Origin of the sequence: Pseudomonas crudilactis (assembly GCF_013433315.1) — a bacterium.
GTDB lineage: Bacteria > Pseudomonadota > Gammaproteobacteria > Pseudomonadales > Pseudomonadaceae > Aquipseudomonas > Aquipseudomonas crudilactis.
On the sequence record NZ_WXVV01000029.1, the window covers coordinates 17,614 to 38,793 of the forward strand.

16 protein-coding genes, 2 tRNA genes and 2 pseudogenes are annotated in these 21,180 nt (G+C 59.0%); 7 read left to right on the forward strand and 13 right to left on the reverse strand.

Features of this window, described 5'->3' with window-relative positions; all coding sequences use genetic code 11:
• Nucleotides 1-182 precede the first annotated feature (182 nt).
• Nucleotides 183-1,496 (forward strand): MFS transporter, encoded by a 1,314-nt coding sequence (locus tag GTU76_RS25815; protein WP_016983597.1) that lies wholly within the window; start codon nt 183-185, stop codon nt 1,494-1,496.
• A 39-nt stretch (nt 1,497-1,535) separates the two neighbouring features.
• On the opposite strand, the gene GTU76_RS25820 is transcribed toward GTU76_RS25815, so the two are convergent.
• Nucleotides 1,536-2,906, reverse strand: a complete 1,371-nt coding sequence (locus tag GTU76_RS25820) for a GntT/GntP/DsdX family permease (RefSeq protein WP_180699927.1) — start codon at nt 2,904-2,906, stop codon at nt 1,536-1,538.
• Between the two features lie 329 nt (nt 2,907-3,235).
• On the opposite strand from GTU76_RS25820, the pseudogene GTU76_RS30655 reads away from it, so the two are divergent.
• From GTU76_RS30655 to GTU76_RS25830, 3 genes and pseudogenes are all read left to right on the forward strand, one after another.
• Nucleotides 3,236-3,922: pseudogene (locus GTU76_RS30655) on the forward strand (PAS domain-containing protein); the annotation flags it as partial.
• Nucleotides 3,923-4,024: 102 nt separating this feature from the next.
• A pseudogene (locus GTU76_RS30660) lies at nt 4,025-4,462 on the forward strand (methyl-accepting chemotaxis protein); the annotation flags it as partial.
• A gap of 166 nt (nt 4,463-4,628) precedes the next feature.
• Nucleotides 4,629-5,228 (forward strand): flavin reductase family protein, encoded by a 600-nt coding sequence (locus tag GTU76_RS25830; RefSeq protein WP_180699928.1) that lies wholly within the window; start codon nt 4,629-4,631, stop codon nt 5,226-5,228.
• Between the two features lie 91 nt (nt 5,229-5,319).
• On the opposite strand, the gene GTU76_RS25835 is transcribed toward GTU76_RS25830, so the two are convergent.
• Both GTU76_RS25835 and ggt read right to left on the reverse strand, forming a co-directional pair.
• On the reverse strand, nt 5,320-5,688 hold the full coding sequence (locus GTU76_RS25835; RefSeq protein WP_180699929.1) for a DUF6124 family protein: 369 nt from the start codon (nt 5,686-5,688) through the stop codon (nt 5,320-5,322).
• A gap of 396 nt (nt 5,689-6,084) precedes the next feature.
• Nucleotides 6,085-7,917: a gamma-glutamyltransferase gene (ggt, locus tag GTU76_RS25840; RefSeq protein WP_180699930.1), complete on the reverse strand. Its 1,833-nt coding sequence runs from the start codon at nt 7,915-7,917 to the stop codon at nt 6,085-6,087.
• Nucleotides 7,918-8,184: 267 nt separating this feature from the next.
• On the opposite strand from ggt, the gene GTU76_RS25845 reads away from it, so the two are divergent.
• A complete protein-coding gene (locus GTU76_RS25845) occupies nt 8,185-9,294 on the forward strand; it encodes a DUF2817 domain-containing protein (RefSeq protein ID WP_016985649.1) in 1,110 nt (369 codons plus the stop codon).
• 283 nt (nt 9,295-9,577) lie between these two features.
• Nucleotides 9,578-10,054 carry a helix-turn-helix domain-containing protein gene (locus GTU76_RS25850; RefSeq protein WP_016985650.1) on the forward strand — a complete coding sequence of 159 codons (477 nt, stop codon included), beginning with the start codon at nt 9,578-9,580 and terminating at the stop codon, nt 10,052-10,054.
• A 68-nt stretch (nt 10,055-10,122) separates the two neighbouring features.
• On the opposite strand, the gene GTU76_RS25855 is transcribed toward GTU76_RS25850, so the two are convergent.
• Nucleotides 10,123-10,199, reverse strand: a tRNA-Met gene (locus GTU76_RS25855).
• A 115-nt stretch (nt 10,200-10,314) separates the two neighbouring features.
• Nucleotides 10,315-12,372 carry a methyl-accepting chemotaxis protein gene (locus GTU76_RS25860; RefSeq protein WP_180699931.1) on the reverse strand — a complete coding sequence of 686 codons (2,058 nt, stop codon included), beginning with the start codon at nt 12,370-12,372 and terminating at the stop codon, nt 10,315-10,317.
• A 333-nt stretch (nt 12,373-12,705) separates the two neighbouring features.
• On the opposite strand from GTU76_RS25860, the gene GTU76_RS25865 reads away from it, so the two are divergent.
• Nucleotides 12,706-13,923, forward strand: a complete 1,218-nt coding sequence (locus tag GTU76_RS25865; protein ID WP_180699932.1) for an MFS transporter — start codon at nt 12,706-12,708, stop codon at nt 13,921-13,923.
• A 185-nt stretch (nt 13,924-14,108) separates the two neighbouring features.
• Here the strand turns inward: GTU76_RS25865 and ychF are convergent, their stop codons facing one another.
• The 8 genes from ychF to GTU76_RS25905 form a co-directional block, all read right to left on the reverse strand.
• Nucleotides 14,109-15,209: a redox-regulated ATPase YchF gene (gene ychF / locus GTU76_RS25870; protein WP_007912904.1), complete on the reverse strand. Its 1,101-nt coding sequence runs from the start codon at nt 15,207-15,209 to the stop codon at nt 14,109-14,111.
• A gap of 22 nt (nt 15,210-15,231) precedes the next feature.
• Nucleotides 15,232-15,816: an aminoacyl-tRNA hydrolase gene (gene pth / locus GTU76_RS25875; RefSeq protein ID WP_008079560.1), complete on the reverse strand. Its 585-nt coding sequence runs from the start codon at nt 15,814-15,816 to the stop codon at nt 15,232-15,234.
• Nucleotides 15,817-15,987: 171 nt separating this feature from the next.
• A complete protein-coding gene (locus GTU76_RS25880; RefSeq protein WP_016987221.1) occupies nt 15,988-16,590 on the reverse strand; it encodes a 50S ribosomal protein L25/general stress protein Ctc in 603 nt (200 codons plus the stop codon).
• A gap of 142 nt (nt 16,591-16,732) precedes the next feature.
• Nucleotides 16,733-17,674, reverse strand: a complete 942-nt coding sequence (locus GTU76_RS25885) for a ribose-phosphate pyrophosphokinase (protein WP_003171603.1) — start codon at nt 17,672-17,674, stop codon at nt 16,733-16,735.
• A 45-nt stretch (nt 17,675-17,719) separates the two neighbouring features.
• Nucleotides 17,720-17,794 (reverse strand) — tRNA-Gln (locus GTU76_RS25890).
• A 36-nt stretch (nt 17,795-17,830) separates the two neighbouring features.
• A complete protein-coding gene (gene ispE / locus GTU76_RS25895; RefSeq protein WP_016987220.1) occupies nt 17,831-18,682 on the reverse strand; it encodes a 4-(cytidine 5'-diphospho)-2-C-methyl-D-erythritol kinase in 852 nt (283 codons plus the stop codon).
• Between the two features lie 3 nt (nt 18,683-18,685).
• The gene (gene lolB, locus GTU76_RS25900; RefSeq protein ID WP_016987219.1) at nt 18,686-19,303 is read right to left on the reverse strand and encodes a lipoprotein insertase outer membrane protein LolB; all 618 of its coding nucleotides are present in this window, start codon (nt 19,301-19,303) and stop codon (nt 18,686-18,688) included.
• Between the two features lie 3 nt (nt 19,304-19,306).
• Entirely contained in the window at nt 19,307-21,031 is a 1,725-nt protein-coding gene (locus GTU76_RS25905) for a tetratricopeptide repeat protein (protein WP_180699933.1), read from the reverse strand.
• Between the last annotated feature and the right edge of the window lie 149 nt (nt 21,032-21,180).

The window sequence follows — 21,180 nt, forward strand, 5'->3', positions numbered from 1 at the left end:
TGTTTCTTCGGTTGTCGGAGACAGGGACTAACCCGCTGGACAGGCAATAACAGTAATTCAACTGCCGATGCTTTGTGAGCAGGTTTTGCAAAACCGGGACTATGGTCTAACGGGTTGTCCATCCGCCCATTTGCGTAGACCATGGGCGCCTTGGTTTTTTGCCTGTTTCCGAGTTCTTTGCCATGACTGCCCACTTCCCGGCCAAACCTGCGCCGTTCAGCCGTTCCGACTACAAGACCCTCGGCCTCGCGGCCCTTGGCGGCGCGCTGGAGATTTACGATTTCATCATTTTCGTATTCTTCGCCCTGACCCTCAGCCAGTTGTTCTTCCCGCCGGAAATGCCCGAATGGCTGCGCCTGCTGCAGAGCTTCGGGATTTTCGTCACCGGTTACCTGGCGCGGCCGCTGGGCGGAATCCTGATGGCGCATTTCGCCGACCGAATGGGGCGCAAGAAAGTCTTCAGCCTGAGCATTCTGATGATGGCGCTGCCGTGTCTGCTGATCGGGATCATGCCGACTTATGCACAGATCGGTTATTTCGCGCCGCTGCTGTTGCTGGCGCTGCGCATCCTGCAAGGTGCGGCGGTGGGCGGTGAGGTGCCGAGCGCGTGGGTGTTTGTCGCCGAGCACGCGCCGGCCGGCCATCGCGGTTACGCCTTGGGCTTTTTGCAGGCCGGGCTGACCTTCGGTTACCTGATCGGCGCATTGACCGCGACGTTTCTCGCACAAGTCTTCACCCCGGCGGAAATCCTCGATTACGCCTGGCGCTATCCGTTCCTGCTCGGTGGCGTGTTTGGCGTGATTGGCGTTTACCTGCGCCGCTGGCTGAGCGAAACCCCGGTGTTCATAGCCATGGAAGCGCAGCGTGAAGCGCGGGTCGAACTGCCGTTGCGCACAGTACTGCGTGAGCATCGATTGGCGATGTTGCCGGCGATGTTGCTGACCTGCGTATTGACCTCGGCAGTGGTGGTGTTCGTAGTGATCACCCCGACCATGATGCAGAAAACCTTCGGCATGACCGCCAGCCACACCTTCGCCCTCAGTGCATTGGGCATCGTGTTTCTCAATATAGGCTGCGTGATTGCCGGATTGCTGGTCGACCGAATTGGCGCGTGGCGCACGGTCATGCTGTATAGCCTGCTGCTGCCTTTGGGCATCGGTGTGCTTTACGGCTGCCTGATCAGCGGTGGCGAGTGGATTGGTATGGCGTACGCGATTGCCGGTCTGGCGTGCGGAGTGGTCGGTGCGGTGCCCTCGGTGATGGTCGGCTTGTTCCCGGCGCGTATTCGCGTGTCAGGCATTTCCTTCACCTACAACATCGCCTACGCCGCCTGGGCAAGCATCACGCCGCTGCTGCTGATCGGTCTGATGCCGTGGAGCCCATGGATTTGTGTGATGTTCTGCGCGGTGATGGGCACGGTCGGCATCGTCAGTGCGGCCTATTTCGGCTCGCGCATGCCCCGAGTCGGCAGCCAATCCGTGGCGCCTTGTTCCTGAAGACGAGTTAACGGCCTCGGCGCCAACCCGCCGAGGCCGTTACGTCAGCCAGTGCCACCACAGCAACGTCCCGATCAAGCCCACCACCGAGACGATGGTTTGCAGGATCGACCAGACCCAGATCGTCTGTTTCAGTTGCAAGCCAAAATACTCGCGAACCATCCAGAAGCCGGCGTCGTTGACGTGGCAGAAGAACACCGAGCCGGCGCCAATCGCCAGCGCCACCAACGAACTCTGCGTTGCGGCGAGACCCGCCATCATCGGCGCCAGAATCCCCGCCGTCGTCGTGGTCGCGACCGTCGCCGAGCCCGTGGCCTGACGCAAGGCCACGGCGATCAGCCAGGCCAGCAACAGGTATGGCATGTGCGCGCCTTCAGCGACTTTGCTGATGGTCTGGCTGACGCCGGCATCCAGCAAGGTCTGCTTCAAGCCGCCGCCAGCACCGATGGTCAGCAACAGCACGGCAATCGGCGCGAGGCTTTTGCGCAAGGTGCCACCGACGTCTTCACGCGGCATGCCGTTGGCCCAGCCGAGGCAGATCACCGCCGCCATCACTGCAATGCCCAGCGCCACCAACGGTTCGCCAAGGAACTTCAGGCTCAGGGCGACGCTGCTTTCCGGGCTCATCGCGACTTTCGCCAGGGTGCTGCCGAGCATCAGCAGCACCGGCAACAGAATGATCAGCAGCGACATGCCGAAACTCGGCTGGCGCGGCGCTTTCGGCGGCGCACTGAACAGGGCGCCGAGCTCTGCCGGCTCATCGACGTGCATGCGTTTCGACAACCAGTTGCCGTACAGCGGCCCGGCCAGAATCACCGCTGGAATGGCGATGCTGAAACCGAGCAACATGGTCAGCCCAAGATCGGCATGCAACGCGCTGACGGCGATCAACGGCCCGGGGTGCGGTGGCATCAAGGCATGCAGCGTGGTCATCCCGGCCAGCGCCGGAATCGCGATTCTCAACAGCGGCTGACCCGAACGGCGAGCCATGACGAAGATGATCGGCACCATCATCACCAGACCCACTTCAAAAAACAGCGGCAGGCCAATCACCATCGCCACCAGCGCCATCACCCACGGCAGCGACTTGCCTTTGCCCAGCCCGAGCAAGGTCGAGGCAATACGGTCAGCGGCACCTGATTCGGCCATCAGTGCACCGAGCATCGAACCCAGCGCAATGATGATCCCAGCCTCACCGAGAGTTGCCCCGGCGCCTTTGCTGAACGCCTTGGCCACGTCTTCGGGCGGTAAACCGGCGCCGACACCGGCGATGAAAGTGCCAATCAGGATCGATAGAAACGGCGGAAGTTTGGTGGCGCTGATCAACACGATGATCGTCGCAATGGCCAGCAGGCAGCAGAGAATCAGGCGGGTGTCGTGAACCATCCAGGCAGCGGTCGATAAATCCAAAACGGGACTCCTTATCGGGCGGATAGCTGCAACATGTTGTTGCAATTTGCCTTGAGAATACCTGAAGTGGCCGGGCCAGAGCGTTGGGTTTTGTACCTTCCCGGTAGGCAAGTAGAGAGGGGTGATGGCCTATCGAGATTATTTTTGACTGACCGGTCGCGAGCGCTCTTCAGAAAAGATTTTCAAGGCCGATGGTTAGGCTGCATCCCGCTTTCTATCCTGCCCATCGGTACTTCCCCATGTTCAACAAACGCTTGAAGCAAGAGCTGGCCGCTCTTCGTGAAGAACTCTCCAGCCTTGTGCAAGTGAAGGAAAGCCTGGAAAGCGAGATGCTGGTGCTGACCCTTGAGCCCGACGGGCGCATTCAGTCGGTCAACCAGAACTTCCTCACCGAGATGCTCTACAAGAGCCAGGACCTGATCGGTCGGGCGATTGAAGACATCGTCCCGGCCCACGTTAAAACCGATGAATTCCATCACCGCTTCAAAAACGCCATGAACCGCGGCGAACATTTCGCCGGTGCCGTGCGCCTGCTGCGTGGCAATGGTGAAGAAGCGTGGCTGCGTTCGATCGTGCAACCGGTACGTTCTTCGGATGGGCGGATCAAGCACATTTCGCTGTTCGCCAGCGACCTGACCCGCACCATTGAAGCTTCTCGTGAACATGAAAACCTGATCGGTGCGTTGGTGCGTTCGACCGCTGTGATCGAATTCGACCTCAACGGCAACGTGCTGAACGCCAACGATCGCTTCCTCAGCGGCATGGGATACAGCCTGGCGCAGATCAAGGGCAAACATCACCGGACGTTCTGCGCTCCGGAAGAATACAACAGCGCCGAGTACCAGAATTTCTGGCGTCGTCTGAACAATGGCGAGTTCGTCGCTGACCGCTTCAAGCGTGTCGACAGCCATGGTCGTACGGTGTGGCTGGAGGCGTCCTACAACCCTGTGGTCGATGCCAACAACAAACTGTACAAAGTGGTGAAGTTCGCCACGGTGATCACCGATCAGGTCAACCGCGAGCAAGCCGTCGCCGACGCGGCCAGCATCGCCTACAGCACCTCGCAGCAAACCGACAGCACCGCGCAACGTGGCACCACCGTGGTCACCGAGGCGGTGAATGTGATGCGTGATCTGTCGCGGCACATGCAGGCTGCCGGTGAGGGTATCGAGGCACTGAACGAGCAGTCGCAGGTGATCGGTACCATCGTCAAAACCATCAGCGGCATCGCCGAACAGACCAACCTGCTGGCGCTCAACGCTGCCATTGAGGCGGCGCGCGCCGGTGAGCAGGGCCGGGGTTTTGCCGTGGTGGCCGACGAAGTGCGACAGCTGGCCTCGCGCACCAGCCAGGCGACCGAAGAGATCGTCACCGTGGTGCGGCAAAACCAGGAAATGGCGCGCAACGCCGTGGCCCTGATGACCGATGGCAAGCTTCAGGCCGAACAGGGGCTGGCGCTGGCGGCCGAGGCGGGCACGGTGATTGTCGAGATTCAGGATGGTGCGCAGAAGGTCGTGAATGCTGTCGGCCAGTTCGCCAATCAACTCTCCCACTAATCTCCACTGATCCATTGTGGGAGCGAGCCTGCTCGCGAAGGCGTCAGTTCACTTAGCAGTGCTGTTGACTGACACACCGCTTTCGCGAGCAGGCTCGCTCCCACAGGTTCTGTGTTTCTTCAGTGGCAGCGCTACAATCGGCTCCTTTTCCCCCGGAGCAGACCCCATGAGCGCTTCCCACCGCCGCCCGGTGCCCCTGAACAAAGCCTACCGTTTGCTCAATCACGGGCCGACCGTGCTGGTCAGCGCCGCCCACGACGGCCAGCGCAACATCATGGCTGCCGCTTGGGCCATGCCATTGGACTTCGAACCGCCGAAAGTCGCCGTCGTCCTCGATAAATCCACCTGGACCCGCCAGTTGCTCGAAGCGTCCGGCACCTTCGTGCTCAACGTCCCGTGCGTCGATCAGGCCGACATCGTGCAAACCGTCGGCAATACCTCTGGCCTGGACATCACCCAAACCCAAGGACAAGACAAATTTCAGGCTTACGGCTTACAGACCTTCAATGGCGAACAAGTCGAAGCGCCGCTGCTCGACGGCTGCGTCGCCTGGCTTGAATGCCGTTTGCTCCCGGAGCCGCGCAATCACGAGCAATACGACCTGTTCCTCGCCGAAGTCATCGCCGCCCACGCCGATGAACGCGTATTCAGCGAAGGGCGCTGGCATTTCGAAGGGCATGACGGTTTGCGCACCTTGCACCACGTGGCGGGCGGGCATTTCCTGAAGATTGGTGATGCGGTGGATGGCAAGACGCTAACGGTTTGAATAATAGCTTTGCGTTGATGTTTGACCTTTGGCCCAATCAAAAAAAATCCGATGCCTTTGCGGGCATCGGATTTTTTATACGTCGAAGTAATTACGCCGTCGGCTGAACGTTATCCAGCGCCTGATTCACCGCCAACTCACTCAGCATGACGATTTGCGCGATACCCAGCGCGGTCTTGCGGTGCGCGGTATCCAGCACGGCGGCGAAATTGTTGAGCATCTCGGTGACCGAACCCAAGGACTCACTGGCATTGGCCAGCAGCGATTCGGTGTCGTAAACCGGGTTGGCGAGGTACATGGGTTCAGCGACGCGGGTGGACGCCATGATTTGAATGGTCGGTTTGAGGTAGTGGTCGAGGGCGCGGTCGGCCGCTTCGTTGAGTTTTTTGCTGTCGATCGTTGCGTACGGGGATGTTGGGTCGGTGTTTGTTTCGGGGGGATTGGGTGTTGGTTTTTTCATGGTGTTCTCCGATCAGGATAGGAGCTGGCCGATTCGGTTTCCGAACGAATAGGTGGCAGCTGTACGCAGGTTGGAAACCCGGGGAACGGAGAACCCGGTTGACCCGAAGGTCTCCCGCGCACAGCCGCCATAACGGAGTGCACACCATGAAGGTGCGCAAGGATACGTTATGAAAGGCGCTTGTGCGCTCGGTTCTACTCGGGGTTTCCAATCCCGGTCACTGAATTGGCAGCGACGAGTACAGGCTAGAGAGCTGACGTCCGACGGACAACCTGAAAACCTTGTGGGACGGTTCTCTGTTTGCCTCGCAGCTTTTAAACATCCCGATTTGAAATACGCGGTGTGCTAAGCAAAAGGCCTACCTCACGGTAAGCCTTTTCTCTTTGCGTACTACCCTCAATCCCCCAACGCTTCCCCTTCACGCCGTGGATCCGCGCCACCCTCCAACGACGCTTTCCCCTGTGCATCCTTGACCCGCACGATGGCCTGGGTGCCGCTGGTCATGTCGATTTCATTGACCGCATGCCCTTTGTCTTTCAGTACCTGAATCAGCGCCGGGCTGAACTGGCCTTGTTCCAGTTCGGTCGGGCCGTTGCGGCTGCCGAAGTTGGGCAGGCTGATGGCGCTTTGCGGGTCGAGGTTCCAGTCGAGCAGGCCGACGGTGGTTTTCGCCACGTATTCGATGATTTGCGAACCGCCGGGCGAGCCGACCGTGGCGACGAATTCGCCGCTGTGGCGATCAAAGATCAGCGTTGGCGCCATCGACGAGCGCGGACGTTTGCCAGATTCGACGCGGTTGGCAACTTTCTGGCCGTTCTCTTCGGGGATGAACGAGAAGTCGGTCATCTGATTGTTCAGCAAGAAGCCCTGAACCATCAGGTGCGAACCGAACGCGGCTTCGATGGTGGTGGTCATCGACACGGCGCCGCCGAGGTCATCCACCGCGACCACTTGCGAGGTGGAGATGCGCAGCGGCGAACGGTCCGGGGCGTAGGCAACCTGCACACCCGGTGGCGTGCCCGGTTTGGCGCTGCCCATGCTGCGTTCGCCGATCAGGCTGGCGCGGCTGGCGAGATATCCGGGATCGACCAGGCCTTTGACCGGCACCGGCACGAAGTCGGTGTCGGCGACGTATTGCGCGCGGTCGGCGTAGGCCAGACGTTCGGCTTCGGCGATCAGATGCACGGCTTGCGGATCCGGTTCGATCCCGGCCGGTTTATCGGTCTTCTGCGGTTTCAGTGGCGTCAGGGAAAGACGTGGGTCGCGAGTTTCCAGCGCCTGCAATGTGCCGAGAATCTGCGCCACGGCGATGCCGCCCGACGACGGTGGCGGCATGCCGCAGACCTGCCAGCGCTTGTAATCGGTGCACAGCGGCGCACGTTCCTTGGCCTGATAGCGCTGCAGATCGTTCAACGACAGGCTGCCGGGGTTGGCGTGGCCCTGCACCTTGGCGACGATTTCTTCGGCGATCGGGCCTTTGTACAGCGCGTCCGCGCCTTCGCTGGCGATGCGTTTGAGCACTGTTGCCAGCGCCGGGTTTTGCAGACGTGTGCCGACGGCTTTGACGCTGCCATCGGCGTTGAGGAAATACTTGGCCATATCAGGCGACTGGCGGATGACTGGATCTGATTCCAGCAGCGAGTGCAAACGCGCAGAGATCGCAAAGCCTTGCTCGGACAGTTTGATCGCTGGATCAAACAGCTTCGCCCACGGCAGGCGACCGTGTTGTTGATGCGCCATCTCCAGTGCGCGCAACACGCCCGGCGTGCCGACCGAGCGACCGCCGATCTGCGCCTGCGGGAACGACATCGGTTGCCCATCGGCGCGCAAGAACAGCTTCTCGGTGGCGCCGGCCGGCGCGGTTTCGCGGCCGTCATACGTGCGCACCTGTTTGCCATCCCACAACACGATCATTGCGCCGCCGCCGATCCCGGAAGATTGCGGCTCAACCAGGGTCAACACCGCTTGCATCGCAATCGCCGCATCAATCGCCGAACCGCCCTGACGCAGCATCTCGCGCCCGGCTTCCGCAGCCAAGGGATTGGCAGCGGCGGCCATGTGTTGGCTGGCGTGACGGGTTTGCAGATCGGTGCGGAAACCGGAAGCAGCTTCCGGTGCCAGCGGCAAGGTCGAGGAGGGCGGGGCGTTGCATGCGGTGAGGGTCAGGGCGCTGATGATCAGCGTCAGGGCTGGCAGGCGAAAGCGTCTCAAGGGCAAGGCTGAAAACACGCGGGCTCTCCGTCCGTGGGATAAAAGTCTGAGGGACTTTATCGACCGCTCGGTCGCGACGCAAACCGATGGGCATTTTTGTCTTTCTTTTCAGGGCGGATGTTCGCTAGGGTCAATCGCAAATTTATGGACCACCAACATCCCCTGTAGGAGTGAGCCTGCTCGCGATAGCGTCATTACGGCCAACATCAGTGTTGACTGAACCACCGCTATCGCGAGCAGGCTCACTCCTACAGGTAATGGCATAAAAATCACAAGAGGCCGAACATGCACAGCGAGTTCCCCACCGAATCCAGCTACCGCGATCAACGCGAACAGTTCATCGCCGCCGCCAATGCTGCCGGCGCCACGCTCACCTCGTACGCCCATCCGCGTTGCGGGCCATTCGGCGAACCCCTGAGTACCGACGTCGCCGTGCTCGGCGATCCGCAGGCAAAACGTCGTCTGGTAGCGCTCAGCGGTACGCACGGCGTCGAGGGCTATTACGGCTCGGACTGTCAGATCGATTGGCTGAAAACCTTCGAACCCGGCTCACTGCCCAAGGATGTCGCGGTGGTCATGGTGCACCTGATCAACCCATGGGGCACTGCGTGGTTGCGCCGGGTCAACGAAGACAACATCGACCTCAACCGCAATCACCTGGATTTCACCGGGCCGCTACCGGATAACCGCGCGTACGCCGCACTGCATGAAATCTACGCCTGCACCGATTTGCGCGGCCCCGAGCGCCAACGCGCGGATGCCTTGCTCGATGCGCAGATCAACGAACACGGCTGGCCGGCGGTGATGTCGATTGTCGAGGGCGGCCAGCACAGCCATCCCGACGGACTGTTTTACGGTGGTCGTGCGCCGAGCTGGTCGAATCGCACTTTGCATCAAATCATCGAAAAGCATCTGGCTGGCGCTGAAACCGTGATGTGTTTCGACCTGCACACCGGCGCTGGCGAATACGGCCATCCGATGTTGCTGACCATCACCCAGGCGCCTTACCCGGCACTCGCGCAGGCCCAGGCAATTTATGGCCCATGGCTTTACACCCTGCACACCGGCGCCGACACCTTGAGCGAAACCGGTGTCGCGGCGACGGCTACCGGGTACACCTCGCAGGCGTTGCTCAATGCTTTACCGGACGTGCAGTTGATGCCGTTCGTGATCGAGTGCGGGACGTATCCGGGGCCGGATGTGCATCGGCATCTGCGCGATGACCATTGGCTGCATTTGTATGGTGATCCGCTGGATGCCACGGGGCGGGCGATCAAGTTGAATCTGCTGGAGCAGTTCTATCCGGCTGATCCGGATTGGCGTGCAATGGTCGGTTTGCGCACGCGGCAGATCTGGGTGAAAGGGTTGTCGGCGTTGGAAAACTGCTCGCAATAAATCATCAGTCTCTTTGCTGTCGGCACTTTCCTCACAGGCACAAAAAACGGCTCACTTTGCGGTAAGCCGTTTTTTGTATTTGTGGTGCGCGATCTAATTCATACCTGGATCGAACCCGTTTCCTACAGCGTTTTTTCAACCTGATCGCTCGGTACCGATTCAGTCGAATGAAAAGGCATTTCGCGCCTGTAGTACTTCGCTCCAGCTTGGCGGTTGCTCTGCATTTCTCCTACAGACTTTTCAGGTCGACAACTTACGCGCCTTTACCTGAGGATGTTTTCTGTTGTTTTTTCCAGGATGGATTTCAGATGAAAGGGATAAGTCCGTTGCCATTCAATTCTATTTTCAGTCGGCCATTGTCATGAGTGTTTCCAATGAGGACCGCGATTTTCTGGTGGCGATGGGCAGTCGCATTGCTCACTTACGCACAGTGCACGAGATCACACAGACGCGGTTTGCACGGGCTTTAGGTCTTTCCCGGCAAACCTTTCAGGGCTACGAGGAGGGCACGCGCAGCATGCCGGTCACGACGCTGGTGAAGATGGCATTTGCGCTGCGCGTGCCTGTTGAAGACCTGCTCGGGGTTCCCTCGTACACGGAGACGCCCAGACGCAGCTTGACCTCGACGTGGTATCGACGGCTGCAGTCCATCAATGAACTTTCGAAGGTCCAGCAGAAGGTTATTGCGCAGATGCTTGACGCCCTGATCGCACAGGCAGCGACCAAAGCGAGCAACGAAGAGAAGGATATTTTGAAGTGACAGATTACCGAGACTTTTCTCGAGGCATAAAAAAACGGCCTACCTTTCGGTAAGCCGTTTTTAGTACTTGGTGGCTACACAGGGACTTGAACCCCGGACCCCAGCATTATGAATGCTATGCTCTAACCAACTGAGCTATGTAGCCAAGTGGCGCGCATTATTCCCCTGAAATGGAAAAGCGTCAAGCGTAAATTTAAAATATTTCTTCTTATTTTCAACCGCTTATCCTCCAGCCCGGAAAATCCGGGCCGGGCAGGGCCTCAACGCAGCTGAAATCTTGCCGTATTGGCGCTCAAGGCATGGCTGCCCTGACTCAGGGTGTCCGCTGCGAGGTTCACCGCCCGTGCGCCTTCAAGCAAACGCACGGCTGCCTGATCGACCTGCTGAATATTGCCGCTGACTTCATCTGCGGTACTCGCTTGCTCTTCAACCGCTGTGGCGATCTGCGCCAAGGTGTCGGTGACGCTCTGCACGGCGCTGGCGATTTCGCCCAGGCGTTCACCGAGACCGGTCACCGACTCGGCATCGGTTTGCGCCTGGCCGCATGCAGCTTCCATCAGGCTCACGGCTTCGTTGACCGTCGCGCGCAGGCTGTCGACGGTGCCGGCAATCTGCGCTGTCGAAGATTGTGTGCGCTGTGACAGGCTGCGCACTTCGTCGGCGACCACGGCAAAACCGCGACCTTGTTCACCCGCGCGTGCGGCTTCGATAGCTGCGTTGAGCGCGAGCAAATTGGTCTGTTCGGCAACACCGCGAATGGTGTCGACCACCAATTGAATCTGCTGACCTTGCTCGCTGACCCGACCCAACGCCGCAGCCGTTTCATTCAAACGCTGATTGAGCTGCTGAATACTCGCCGTGGTGCGCTGGCTGTCACGGCTGCTGTCGGCGGCGATGCGCCGGGTGTGCTGGGCGCTGCCGGAGGCCTGTTCGCAACTCTGCGCCACGCCTTGCGACGTCGCGGCCAGCTGCGTGGCAGCTGCGGCGATCTGGCTGATCTGCAACTGCTGCGCCTCGACTTCACCAAGGGCGCCACTGGAGTGCTCGTTGAGGCTGCGCACGGCGTGACTCAGTTGTGAGGTTTCGTGATCAACGCCGAGCATGCTCGTGCGCAGTTGCACCACGGCAACGTTGAGTGCGGTGCTGATCGCCGCCAATTCATCTCGGCCCACGACGGGCACTTGCAGACTGAGGTTGCCATCGCGCAGGGCCTCAGCGAGCAGGGTGATGCCGCTGGCGCTGCGGCGGATCGAGGCTTGCAGGCAGATAAACAGATACAGCGCCGCGAGCAGCAGGCAGCCGAAAATGGCTGCAACGATAATGAACTGACGGATCGCCGAGCTGTGGTAGGCATCCAGTCGTTGGTCCAGCGACACCAGCGACTGCTGGCGCAGGGCGGCGAGGTCGGTCAGCAGGGCATCGAGGTTGCGTTCAAAGTCGTCCGGTTTGAGCGTGATGCTGCCGCCGAACACGCCGTCATCCAGCACCTTCAGGCCGCTATCAAGTCGTTTCAGGCTGTCATGATATTGGCTGGCCCAGTTCTGCTGATCTTTCGGCAGGCGTGCTTCGAGCAGCGTGGCGGTTTTGACCAGTTGCTCGCGGGCATCGCCGATGCGGCTGCGCAGATCGCGCAACTGCAAACGGCTTTGCAGGGTGAATTGGCCAGAGACGACCGAGGCCTGACCGACCGCAGCGAGGCGGCCGACGCGTTCGATCAGGTCCGGCGCGTGCTGCGTGGAGATTTGCGTCAGCAGGTAGGTTTCCAGCCACGGCGCGAGGGTCAGGCGGTTGTCCATGACGATCTGCTCGCGCAACGCTTGCAGGGCGCTGAGGGCGTTGGTGAAGCGGTCGTAACCGTCCGGCCACCAACCGACACCGCTGAGGCTTTTCGAATCCAGACCGTTCAATGCAGTTTGCAGCGCTTGAAAGCGGGTGAGGGTTTCGCCTTCGGCACCTTCGTTTTTCAACGCGTTGCCCAAATCTGTGGTGGCTTGCAGAACTGCCGGTTGCACTGCGTCGAACGCGCTCATGGCGGCGAGCGTGGCAGGTGTTGGTTGGCGATTGGTTTCGGTGGCGCGCCAACGGGCAGCGCGGTCACGTTGGGCGGCGAGCAGGTTGTCCAGCGCATCCAGCGCGAGCAACTGGCGCACACCGGCACGTTCGCCGGAAATCAGATTGAGTTTGTCGCGATAGTCCTGGCCGATCATCAACAGGCTACCCGCCAGCGGCAGAATGAACAGCAGAAACAACAACTGGAATTTACCTGCGAAGCCAAACCGCCCCAGCAATTTGATCCCCGGTGAAAGGAAAGCCTGCATGCCCCATGACTCCTCTGGACACCACGCACCAATGGCGTGCATCGCGGTCGTGCGACCTGGATGTTGTGCCCTGCTAAAAGGCCTCGAAAGTTCACTCTCGCCCGCTCTGTAGGCCGGCTCTGTAGCGAAACTTCCCATTGTCGGTGCCCTTTGTAAGGACGCCGCGTTCAAGGGATAGAGCAAGGCAAGATTCAGACCATGGCGTTGCGCTATCACCTTGCTGTCGACGGTCAGTCAGTTAGTTAGCTGGCTAAGGGGATGGCGCTGACGCACTGAAAAATGGCACATTGACGCACCTGCCTGTGTGCACCCATCTGCTGTCCGGAAACTTCCATGGCTATCAGCAACGTTCAGAACGCCGCTGCCTCGGCGCCCGCTGCTCCGCAAAGCAGTCCTTTGGTGATGCGTATCATCGGCGCAGTGGCGCTGGCGCATTTGATCAACGACCTGATTCAGTCGGTTTTGCCATCGATCTATCCGATGCTCAAGGCCAATTACGGCCTGACGTTTACTCAGGTCGGCCTGATCACCCTGACCTTTCAACTGACCGCCTCGCTCTTGCAGCCGTGGGTCGGTTACCACACCGATCGGCACCCGAAACCGTGGCTGTTGCCGGCCGGTTCGATCTGTACGCTGATTGGCATCGTGATGATGTCGATGGTCGGCAGTTTCCCGTTGATTCTACTGGCGGCGGCGCTGATCGGTATTGGTTCCTCGACGTTCCACCCTGAAGCCTCGCGGATTGCCCGGCTGGCCTCGGGCGGACGCTTTGGTCTGGCGCAATCGACTTTCCAGGTGGGCGGTAACGCCGGTTCCGCGTTCGGCCCGTTGCTGGCGGCGGCGATCATCATTCCGTTCGGTCAAGCCAATGTGGCGTGGTTCGGCTTGTTCGCAGTGTTTGCGCTGTTCGTGCTGTACCGCATCAGTCGCTGGTATGCCCATCACTTGAACCTGTTCAAGCTCAAGGCCGGTCAGGCCGCGACTCACGGGCTGTCGAAGGGCAGGGTGACCAGTGCGTTGGTGGTGTTGGGGCTGTTGGTGTTTTCGAAGTATTTCTACATGGCCAGTCTGACCAGTTACTTCACGTTCTACCTGATCGAGAAGTTCGACCTGTCGGTGGCCAGTTCGCAGTTGCACCTGTTCCTGTTCCTCGGTGCAGTGGCGGCGGGGACGTTCTTCGGCGGGCCGATCGGTGACAAGATCGGCCGTAAAGCGGTGATCTGGTTTTCGATCCTCGGCGTGGCACCGTTCACGCTGCTGATGCCTCACGTCGATCTGTTCTGGACCAGCGTCCTCAGCGTGGTGATCGGCTTCATTCTGGCCTCGGCGTTCTCGGCGATTGTGGTGTACGCGCAGGAACTGGTGCCGGGCAATGTCGGGATGATTGCCGGGGTGTTCTTCGGTTTGATGTTTGGTTTTGGCGGGATTGGCGCGGCGCTGCTGGGGCATCTGGCGGATGTGCACGGGATCGAGTACGTGTATTTCCTGTGCTCGTTCTTGCCGTTGTTTGGGGTGTTGGCGATCTTCTTGCCGCGCACCAAAAAGGCCTGATTCACACATTTCCCATTGTAGGAGTGAGCCTGCTCGCGATAGCGGTGTGTCAGTCAGCACATCTGTAGCTGATAGAACGCTATCGCGAGCAGGCTCACTCCTACACGGGGTTGGTGGTGCGGCGGAAAATATTTCAGGCACAAAAAAGCCGCGTATCAAACGCGGCTTTTTCTTGGGCGCAACGCTTACACGTTGAAGCGGAAGTGCATTACGTCACCGTCCTTGACGATGTAATCCTTGCCTTCCAGACGCCATTTACCGGCTTCTTTGGTACCGGCTTCGCCCTTGTACTGGATGAAGTCGTTGTAGGCGATCACTTCGGCGCGGATGAAGCCTTTCTCGAAGTCGGTGTGGATCACGCCAGCAGCTTGTGGTGCGGTGGCACCGACTTTGACGGTCCAGGCGCGGACTTCTTCGACACCGGCGGTGAAGTAGGTCTGCAGGTGCAGCATTTCGTAGCCGGCGCGGATCACGCGGTTCAGGCCAGGCTCTTCCAGGCCCAGGGCCTCGAGGAACATGTCCTTCTCTTCACCGTCATCGAGCTCGGCGATTTCTGCTTCGATCTTGTTGCAGACCGGAACAACCATGGCGCCTTCTTCTTCGGCGATGGCGCGAACCACGTCCAGGTGCGGGTTGTTCTCGAAACCGTCTTCAGCGACGTTGGCGATGTACATGACCGGTTTGGTGGTCAGCAGGTGAAAGCCCTTGATCACCGCTTTTTCGTCGGCGCTCATGTTCTTCATCAGGCTGCGCGCCGGCTTGGCTTCGGTGAAGTGCGCGATCAATTGCTCCAGCAGAGCTTTCTGAACGACTGCGTCCTTGTCACCGCCCTTGGCATTGCGCGCGACTTTTTGCAGTTGTTTCTCGCAGCTGTCGAGGTCGGCGAAGATCAGTTCCAGGTCGATGATTTCGATATCGCGCTTCGGGTCGACGCTGTTGGAAACGTGGATCACGTTTTCGTCTTCGAAGCAGCGCACGACGTGAGCGATCGCGTCGGTTTCGCGGATGTTGGCGAGGAACTTGTTGCCCAGGCCTTCACCTTTCGAGGCGCCGGCTACCAGGCCCGCGATGTCGACGAATTCCATGGTGGTCGGCAGGATGCGCTTCGGATTGACGATGGCCGCCAGGGCTTCCAGACGCGGATCCGGCATCGGCACGATGCCGCTGTTCGGCTCGATGGTGCAGAAGGGGAAGTTCTCGGCCGCGATACCGGATTTGGTCAGGGCGTTGAACAGGGTGGACTTGCCGACGTTAGGCAGGCCGACGATGCCGCAATTGAATCCCATGGTGTTTCCCCTCGGAGTAGAGTCAGGCCTTCTGGCTGTGCAGGTTTTTCATCGCGCGGTTCCATTCACCGGCGAGGATATCCGGCAGCACGCCGAGGGCAAAGTCGATGCTGGCATCGAGTTTTTCCTGTTCGGCGCGTGGCGCACGACCCAGGACGAAATTTGAAACCATACTGGCGACGCCCGGGTGGCCAATGCCAAGCCGCAGGCGGTAGAACGTATTCTGATTGCCCAGTTGCGCAATGATGTCGCGCAACCCGTTGTGACCGCCATGGCCGCCGCCCTGCTTGAGCTTGGCAACGCCCGGAGGCAAGTCGAGTTCGTCATGCGCCACGAGGATTTCTTCAGGCTTGATGCGGAAGAATCCGGCGAGTGCCGCCACGGCCTGGCCGCTGCGGTTCATGTAAGTGGTGGGAATCAGCAGACGAACATCCTGACCCTGATGCGAATAGCGCCCGGTCAGGCCAAAATATTTGCGATCGGCCACAAGATTCACATTCTGTGCGTGGGCGATGCGCTCAACAAAAAGGGCCCCTGCGTTATGCCGGGTCTGGTCGTATTCGGCGCCTGGATTTCCCAGGCCAACGATCAGTTTGATGGCAGTCACGATAGGGGCCCTTCCTTTGAGTGGTGAGTAACATCGCCGCGATCAGGGAAAGCGGCGAAAGTGGACGAAAAATGCTCATTTACCATGGATGTAAACTCCGCGTTCTCGCCCGCTTTCTCGCTACGTTCCAGTCCGCGATGTTACTTGCTCACTCAGGCTGAACAGAGTGAATTACTCTGCTGCGCCTTCTTCGGTAGCTTCTGGAGCAACGCGTGGAGCGTGTACGTTTGCAACAGCTTTGTCGTCACCGTGAGCCAGTGCAACGAACTCAACGCCTTTAGGGGCTTTGAGGTCGGACAGGTGGACGATTGCGCCGATTTCCAGAGCCGACAGGTCGACTTCGATGAACTCAGGCAGATCTTTCGGCAGGCAAGTTACTTCGATTTCGTTCAGGACGTGCGAGATCTCGCCGCCTTTCTTGACCGGAGCTTCTTCACCGACAAAGTGCACAGGCACGATAGCGGTCAGTTTCTGACCGGCTACGACGCGTACGAAGTCAGCGTGCAGAACGTGACCCTTGGACGGGTGACGTTGCAGAGCTTTGATGATGACGTTCTGCTTTTTGCCGCCAACGTTCAGTTCGATAACGTGGCTGTAAGCCGCTTCGTTTTCGAGCAGTTTGGCAACTTCTTTGGCCAGCATGCTGATGGATTCAGGGGCTTTTTCGCCACCGTAAACAACAGCTGGAACCAGAGCGGCGAGACGACGCAGGCGGCGGCTCGCACCTTTCCCCAGGTCGGAACGCACTTCAGCATTCAGAGTAAAATCGTTCATTTTGTATCTCCAAAATAGCCATGACCGGAGTGGCGTTTGCGACCAGCGCCAAACACGGTATGGGCAAAAAAGCCCCGCCCCGGCAGGAATGCCGGGGCGGGGCGCTTTTCGTCAACGGGACATTTCGCGAAGGGCAGGGCCCTTAACGGAACATCGCGCTGATCGATTCTTCATTGCTGATGCGGCGAACCGCTTCGGCAACAACCGGTGCGATATCCAGTTGACGGATACGTGCACAGGCCTGTGCTGCAGCGGACAGCGGGATGGTGTTAGTTACCACCAACTCGTCCAGCACGGAATTTTCGATATTCTCGATGGCCCGACCCGACAGCACAGGGTGTGTGCAGTAGGCAAAGACCTTGGCTGCGCCATGCTCTTTCAAGGCCTTGGCCGCGTGGCACAGAGTGCCGGCGGTATCGACCATGTCATCAACCAGAATACAGGTACGCCCTTCGACATCACCGATGATATGCATCACTTCAGAGTGATTGGCTTTCTCACGGCGTTTGTCGATGATCCCGAGGTCCACGCCCAGGGATTTGGCAACAGCACGTGCACGCACGACGCCGCCAATGTCCGGGGACACGATCATCAGGTTTTCGAAGCGCTGATCTTCAATGTCATCCACCAGAACCGGGGAGCCGTAGATGTTATCTACCGGAATATCGAAGAAACCCTGAATCTGGTCAGCATGCAGATCAACCGTGAGAACACGGTCGATGCCGACTACGGTAAGCATGTCAGCAACGACTTTCGCGCTGATAGCCACACGTGCGGAACGCGGACGGCGATCCTGACGGGCATAACCAAAATAAGGAATAACAGCAGTGATACGAGTAGCCGAGGAGCGGCGGAAGGCATCAGCCATCACTACCAGTTCCATCAGGTTATCGTTGGTCGGAGCGCAAGTCGGCTGAATAATGAAAACGTCTTTACCGCGAACGTTTTCATTGATCTCGGCAGTAATTTCGCCGTCGGAGAACTTACCGACAGAGATGTCACCGAGAGGGATATGCAGCTGACGTACAACACGCCGAGCCAGATCGGGGTTAGCGTTCCCCGTAAAGACCATCATCTTGGACACGCGCAGTACCTAGAGGCTGAGGGTAACCTGGATGAGTATAGAAAATGGCAGGGGCGGCTGGATTCGAACCAACGCATGGCAGGATCAAAACCTGCTGCCTTACCGCTTGGCGACGCCCCTGTATCTGTTGCATCAAGTGCCGAGCACTTGGTTCCTTTAGAGCAGACTTTGCAACTTGCGGTGCAACATCGAAACGTTGCTGCCTTTGGCTACAAACCCTGTAAGGGTCTCTGTCAGAAGGGCCGAGACTTTATCAGCTTCAGCTTTGCTTGGGAAGCCCCCAAACACACAACTTCCAGTTCCGGTGAGCTTTGCTTCGGTAAATTTACCTAACAAATCCAATGCGTTACGTACTTCTGGATAACGCCTTGCAACCACCGGCAAGCAGTCATTTCGACTGTTTCCCTCGGGAACGGGGCGCACTTTAATGGGCGGCGTGTTACGTGTCAACAAAGGATCTGAAAAAATTTCTGCCGTACTTACAGAGACTTGCGGCACGAGCACCAGATACCACGGTTCTTCGGGATCGACCGGGGTCAGTTTTTCGCCCACACCCTCGGCGAAAGCCGCATGGCCACGGACGAAAACCGGTACGTCGGCACCCAGGGATAAACCCAGCGTGGCCAGGCGATCCTCGTCCCAGCCCAACTGCCACAAATGGTTCAGACCGAGCAAAGTCGTCGCCGCATTCGAACTGCCGCCACCGATACCGCCGCCCATGGGCAGCACTTTATCAATCCAGATATCGATGCCGAGCGAACAGCCAGACTGTTGCTGAAGCATTTTCGCCGCGCGCACGATCAGGTTGCTGTCATGCGGCACGCCAGCGAATTCGGTGTGCAGTTGAATCACACCGTCATCACGCACGGCAAAAGTGATTTCATCGCCGTAATCGACAAACTGAAACAGCGTCTGCAACTCGTGATAACCGTCTTCACGGCGACCGAGAATGTGCAGCATCAGGTTGAGTTTGGCTGGCGAAGGCAGGGTCAGGCGTGCAGCGGTCATGCGTTATTGCCCCAACTTGCGCGGTTGCCAGGTCTTGATCACCAGCGTTACGTCCAGGTCAGTGCCGTGCAGCTTGATGCGTTCCGGCAACCAGTAACCGTTCTGTTCGGTGTAAGCGGTGTATTCGACTTTCCAGCCATCCTGTTCCAGGTTGGCCAGACGGCTGTCGGCGTCCAGGTTCAGGCGACTTTTGCTGTCCGGAGCGGGCAGGCCACGTACCCACCAGGCCAGATTCGACACGGGCAGTTTCCAGCCAAGCTGTTCTTCGAGCAGGGCTTCCGGGGACTGCGATTCATAGCGGCCCTGATTGGCGACTTCCAGCGAGACCTTGCCCGGACGCCCGGTCAGTCGCGCGGCGCCGCGACCCAGCGGGCCGGACAAGCGGATGTCGTAGTAATCCTGACGTTGCAGCCAGAACAGCGTGCCGCTACCGGAATCTTTCGGTGCGCGGATGCCGATCTTGCCGTCGATCTGCCAGCCATCGAGGCCAGTCAGCTGTTGTTTGTTCGCGGCCCATTGAGCCGGACTGCCGTGGCCCTCGACCGATTCACGAGTGCCAAAACCCGAGCAGCCAGCGAGCAGGGCGATGAAGCTGAAAACAATAACGTGGCGCAAAAACATGAGTTAAAGAGTCTCGGATCCGGTCAGGCGCTTGATGGTGCTGCGCAGAATGGTGCTGTCGGGCTGATCCTTGAGGAACTTGCCCCAGATTTGTTTGGCTTCACGCTGGTTACCCTTGGTCCACAACACTTCGCCCAGGTGCGCGGCGACTTCGTGATCAGGGAAGCGCTCCAGCGCCTGACGCAGATATTTCTCGGCGTCATCCAGATTGCCCAAGCGGTAATTCACCCAGCCGAGGCTGTCGAGTACGGCCGGGTCTTCCGGGTTGATCTGGTGCGCCTGCTCGATCAGCGCTTTGGCTTCAGCGTAGCGAGTGGTGCGGTCGGACAGGGTGTAGCCCAAAGCGTTGAGCGCCATGGCGTTGTCCGGATCACGCTTGATGATCAGGCGCAGGTCTTTTTCCATTTGCGCCAGGTCATTGCGTTTTTCCGCGAGCATGGCCCGGGTGTACAGCAGATTCAGATCGTCCGGGTATTGCAGCAAGGCTTGCTGCAATACTTTCCAGGCTTTGTCGTCCTGTTTATTGGCCGACAGGGTTTCCGATTCGATGAGGTACAACTGAATCGCGTAGTCCGGTTGTTCGTCGCGTTGAGCGGCGAGTTTGCTTTGCGCTTCAGCGGTCTTGCCGTTGTTCATCAGGATATCGGCCTGACGCAACTGCGCCGGCAGATAGTCGTTGCCCGGGCCGACCTGGGCGTATTCGATAAGGGCGCCTTGCGGGTCGTTGCGTTCTTCGGCAATGCGCCCCAGGTTCAGGTGCGCCGAATCGACGTGGCTTTCGCGAGCAATCAGGTCTTCCAGGTAACCCTTGGCCTCATCCCAGGCCTTGGCTTCCAGGCAGACCAATGCCAGCGAGTAACGCAGTTCGTCGTCTTCCGGGTATTGCTGCACAAGGCTGGAGAACTCGGCTTTGGCGTCGTCCATGCGATCCTGTTCGACCAGCATGCGCGCATAAGTCAGGCGCAGGCGTTTGTCGTCCGGGTACTTCTTGATGCTTTTTTGCAGCAGAGGCAGTGCTTCGTCGCCACGGTTGAGAATTTGCAGCAGGCGTGCGCGCAGCAGAATCGGCGCGATCTCGCCGTCATCCGGCGGATTGTCTTCGAGCAGGGTCAATGCGGCTTTGTTGTCGCCGTCCTGCTGCAAGAGCAGGGCCTTGCCGAAGATCAACTGGCTGTTATTCGGATGGCGTTGCAACAACCGGTCAAAACTTTTCATCAGACCGTTGCGGGTTTCCTGATCGGTATCTGCCGCCGACAGCGCGAGGAAGTCGAAGTGAGTATCGCCCTTGCCCTGCAGAACCTTCTCCATATAGACCATCGAGTCGTCATAACGCCCGGCGCGCGCCAGTTGCACGGCGGCGGCGCGTTGCGCTTCGAGGTCGTCCGGGGCGTTTTTCGCCCAGATCAGCGCAGTATCAAGGGCCGGTTGATCGGCGCCCAGATATTCGGCGATACGGAACGCACGCTCGGACACACCCGGATCCTGGGTGTTGATGGCCTGGGTCACGTAGTTGTCCAGGGCAATGTCGAAACGATTGCGCTGGCCGGCGAGTTCGGCGCTCAACAGGCTGAAAACGGTTTCCTCGCTGAACGAGCTGTAAACCTTGGGCTTTTCAGGCGCGGGCGTGGTGTCTTCAACCGACGGCGTACCGTCCGGCGAAACGGGAGCCAAGGCCTGGCAGCCGCTGAGGAAGACAAAAGCGAGGAGCAACGCGGAAGATCTATTCATATAGGAAGAGGACGACTAACCTGCGGTCGGATCATCATGACACAAGCTTTCGGCCAAACATAACCGAGACTCAATTGTGCCCATTATAGGGGCTGACGATTGGGACAATAGTCAGCGGTAGTTGTTCTGAATCTTTCGAAGTAGGACAA